Origin of the sequence: Roseomonas sp. TAS13 (assembly GCF_001950415.1) — a bacterium.
In the GTDB taxonomy this organism is placed as follows: domain Bacteria; phylum Pseudomonadota; class Alphaproteobacteria; order Acetobacterales; family Acetobacteraceae; genus Roseomonas; species Roseomonas mucosa.
The window spans coordinates 1-3,479 of the sequence record NZ_BDLP01000419.1 but is presented as its reverse complement, the minus strand read 5'-3'; the positions used below and the strand labels follow the sequence as shown (position 1 = coordinate 3,479).

General features: G+C 74.0%; 3 protein-coding genes. 2 read left to right on the top strand and 1 reads right to left on the bottom strand.

Annotated elements, in window-relative coordinates; genetic code table 11:
* Window positions 1-31: 31 nt before the first annotated feature.
* Entirely contained in the window at window positions 32-1,324 is a 1,293-nt protein-coding gene (locus tag ROTAS13_RS21330; RefSeq protein ID WP_075823339.1) for an aminotransferase class I/II-fold pyridoxal phosphate-dependent enzyme, read from the bottom strand.
* A gap of 333 nt (window positions 1,325-1,657) precedes the next feature.
* Here ROTAS13_RS21330 and ROTAS13_RS21325 point away from each other — a divergent pair, with 333 nt between their 5' ends.
* Together ROTAS13_RS21325 and ROTAS13_RS21320 are read left to right on the top strand one after the other, a co-directional pair.
* The gene (locus ROTAS13_RS21325) at window positions 1,658-2,425 is read left to right on the top strand and encodes a gamma-glutamyl-gamma-aminobutyrate hydrolase family protein (protein ID WP_019461358.1); all 768 of its coding nucleotides are present in this window, start codon (window positions 1,658-1,660) and stop codon (window positions 2,423-2,425) included.
* On the top strand, window positions 2,422-3,372 hold the full coding sequence (locus tag ROTAS13_RS21320; RefSeq protein WP_075823338.1) for a pseudouridine synthase: 951 nt from the start codon (window positions 2,422-2,424) through the stop codon (window positions 3,370-3,372). Before ROTAS13_RS21325 ends, ROTAS13_RS21320 begins: the two co-directional genes overlap by 4 nt.
* Window positions 3,373-3,479: the final 107 nt, after the last annotated feature.

The window sequence follows — 3,479 nt, the reverse complement described above, 5'->3', positions numbered from 1 at the left end:
GCGCATGGGGCGGTCTGCCGGCCAGGGCGGCTCAGGCGCGGCCGGCACGAGCCGCCGTCTCGGCCTCCAGCCCGGCCAGCAGCACGCAGAGGGCGATGCCCTCGGAGGCGAGGCGCACGTTCTCCAGGCTGGGAAAGGTGGGGGCGAGGCGCAGGTTGCTGTCCCGCGGGTCGGCGCCGCCCGGCCAGGTGGAGCCTGCGGGGGTCAGCGCCAGCCCGGCCTCCTTTGCCAGGGCGACGACGCGCTTCGCCGTGCCGGGGCGGGCGTCGAGGCTGATGAAGTAGCCGCCCTCGGGCTTCGTCCAGCGCGCCACGCCGGTGCCGGCGAGGCGGGCTTCCAGCGCCTCCAGCACCGCGGCGAATTTCGGCGCGATCAGGGCGCGGTGGCGCTCCATATGGGCGGCGATGCCGGCCTGGTCGCGCAGGAAGCGGACGTGGCGGAGCTGGTTCAGCTTGTCCGGGCCGATGGTGCGCTTCTCGGCGGAGCGGAGGAACCAGGCGACGTTGGCGGGGGAGGAGGCGAAGAAGGCGAGCCCCGCCCCGGCCAGCGTGACCTTGGAGGTCGAGGCGAAGACGAAGGCACGGTCGGGGTTCCCGGCCTCGGCGCAGAGTTCCACGATGTTGGCGATGGCGTGCCGCGTGCCGGTCAGGTGGTGGACGGCATAGGCATCGTCCCAGAACAGGCGGAAATCCGCCGCGCCGGCCTTCATGGCGGCGAGGCGGCGGATCACGGCCCCGGAATAGACCTCGCCGCTCGGGTTCGAGTACTTCGGCACGCACCACATGCCCTTGACCGCGGGATCGGCGGCGAGGCGCTCGACCTCGTCCATGTCCGGCCCCTCGCCGGTCAGCGGCACGGGGATCAGGCGGATGCCGTATTCCTCGCAGATCACGAAATGCCGGTCATAGCCGGGCACGGGGCAGAGGAAGGCGACGTCTTCCTCCTGGCCCCAGGGACGCGCGCCGCCGGGGACGCCCTTCACCATCGACCACAGCACCGTGTCATGCATCAGGGCGAGGGAGGAGTTGTCGCCGACCACGACCTGGGAGGGAGGCACGCCCAGGATGGGGGCGTAGAGGGCGCGGGCCTCGGCGATGCCCTGGAGGCCGCCGTAGTTGCGGGCGTCCTCGCCGGCCTCGGTGGTGGTGTCGCCATTGCCGGGCAAGGCGAGCATGGGTTCGGTCAGCGAGAGCTGTTCCGGCGCCGGCTTGCCGCGCGTCATGTCGAGCTTCAGGCCGCGCGCCTTGAAGGCATCGTAGCCGGCCTGGATGCGGCCGCGCAGGGCTTCGAGTTCGGCGTCGCTCAACTCGGCGATGGCGGGCATGTCCGGCTCCCTCTGGGCGTCTCTCGGAGGCGTCTGGCCGGTCGGGCCGGCCGCAGGGGCCTCTTAGCCAGTCGCGGGCGGGGGGGTGAAGCGCCGCGTCGTGGATTCCGTCATGCACCCCGCTGTCATGCGGGCGCCGTGCCGCCTCGTGCACGCCCGGCCGCGTGCGTCACGGGCCCGGGAGGCGAGCCTGCCATGCCGGCGGGACTGGACGCTTCAACCCGACCCGATCCTGGTCTAGAGCAGGGGGCAGGTCGCGGCCCGCCTGTTGCGCCGGACCCGGCTCGCGGGCGCATCCTCCGGAGCCTCTGCCGGCGCCTCCAAGGACTTCTCATGACCTCACGCCCCTTCATCGGCCTGACCCTGGATGCGGAGGAGGCCGGCGGCTGGTCCAACCTGCCCTGGTACGCCATCCGCCAGAACTACCTCGCCGCCGTGGCCGGGGCCGGCGGCCTGCCCGTCGCGCTGCCGCACCTGCCGGCGCTGGCGGAGGACTATCTCGACCGCCTCGACGGGCTCGTGGTCACGGGCGGCGCCTTCGACGTGGACCCGGCGCTCTATGGCGCCACGGAGCGGCACGGGACGGTGACGCTGAAGGAGACGCGGACGGCCTTCGAGCTGGCGGTGCTGCGCGGCGCGCTGGCGCGGGACATCCCGGTGCTGGGCATCTGCGGCGGCGAGCAGCTTCTCGCCGTGGCGCTGGGCGGCACGCTGATCCAGCACATCCCGGATGCCGTCCCCGATGCGCTGCCGCACGAGCAGCCGAACCCCCGCGACGAGCCGGGGCACGAGGTCGCGGTGGTGCCGGGATCGCTGCTGGCGCGGGTGACCGGCGGCGCCGCGAGGCTGGCGGTGAACAGCTCGCACCATCAGGCGGTGGACTTCGCCGGGCCGGGCGTGGTGGTGAGCGGGACGGCGCCGGACGGCGTGGTGGAGGCCATCGAGCACCCCGGCTACCGCTTCTGCCTGGGCGTGCAGTGGCACCCGGAATACGCGGTGGACCCGCGCGACCCCGACATCTTCCGCGCCTTCGTGGCGGCCTGCCGCGAGGCGGCCCGCCAGCGCGCCGGGCTTCGCCCGGCGGAGCGGGTGACGGCATGACGGGGGCGGGGGACGGCCGGCCCGGCGGCGGGACGCCGGAGGACGACCGGCCCGGGGCCGACGGGGAAGATGGCGGGGAGCGCGGCGAGCGCATCGCGCGCTTCCTGGCCCGCGCCGGGATCGCCAGCCGCCGCGCCGCGGAGACGCTGATCGCGGAAGGGCGGGTGAAGCTCGGCGGGCGCGTGGTGGAAACGCCGGCCACCTTCGTCTCGCCCGGCGATGCGGTGTCGGTGGACGGGCGGGCGGTCGCGGCGCCGGAGCACACGCGGCTGTTCCGCCACCACAAGCCCGATGGGCTGGTGACGACGCACAAGGACCCGCAGGGGCGGCCCACGGTCTTCGAGAAGCTGCCGGCGGGCCTGCCGCGCCTGATCTCGGTCGGGCGGCTGGACCTGAACAGCGAGGGGCTGCTGCTGCTGACCAATGACGGCGCCCTGGCCCGGAAGCTGGAGCTGCCCTCCAACGGCTGGATCCGCCGCTACCGCGCCCGGGTGCATGGCCGGGTGGACGAGGCGGCGCTGGCCTGGCTGGCCAAGGGCATCACGGTGGAGGGGGTGAAGTACGGGCCGATCCAGGCGGGGCTCGATTCGCGCCAGGGGACGAATGCCTGGCTCACGGTCTCGCTGCAGGAGGGCAAGAACCGCGAGGTGCGCCGCGTGCTGGCGCATCTGGGCCTGCAGGTGACGCGGCTGATCCGCACCGCCTATGGCCCCTTCCAGCTCGGCAGCCTGCCACGCGGCGCGGTCGAGGAGGTCAACGCCAAGACCATGCGCGACCAGCTCGGCCTCGACGTCGCGCCCCGCATCCCGCGTGGCCGCGAGCTGGCGGCGCAGGCCGCCGACGCCGCCCCCGAGGCCGAGAAGCGCCGCCGCCCGCCCCGTGCCCGCCGCGCCGGCGACCCCTACCTCAATCCCTGGGGCACCGGCCGCCGCCGCGGCGAATCCTGATGGGAGCCGCTTTCCGGTTCGAGCCTGGGAACCGGGAGGCGCTGCCTCCCGGACCCTCCGCTCAGGGGGATAGTATCCCCTGTCTCTTGATCACATCTACGCACAGC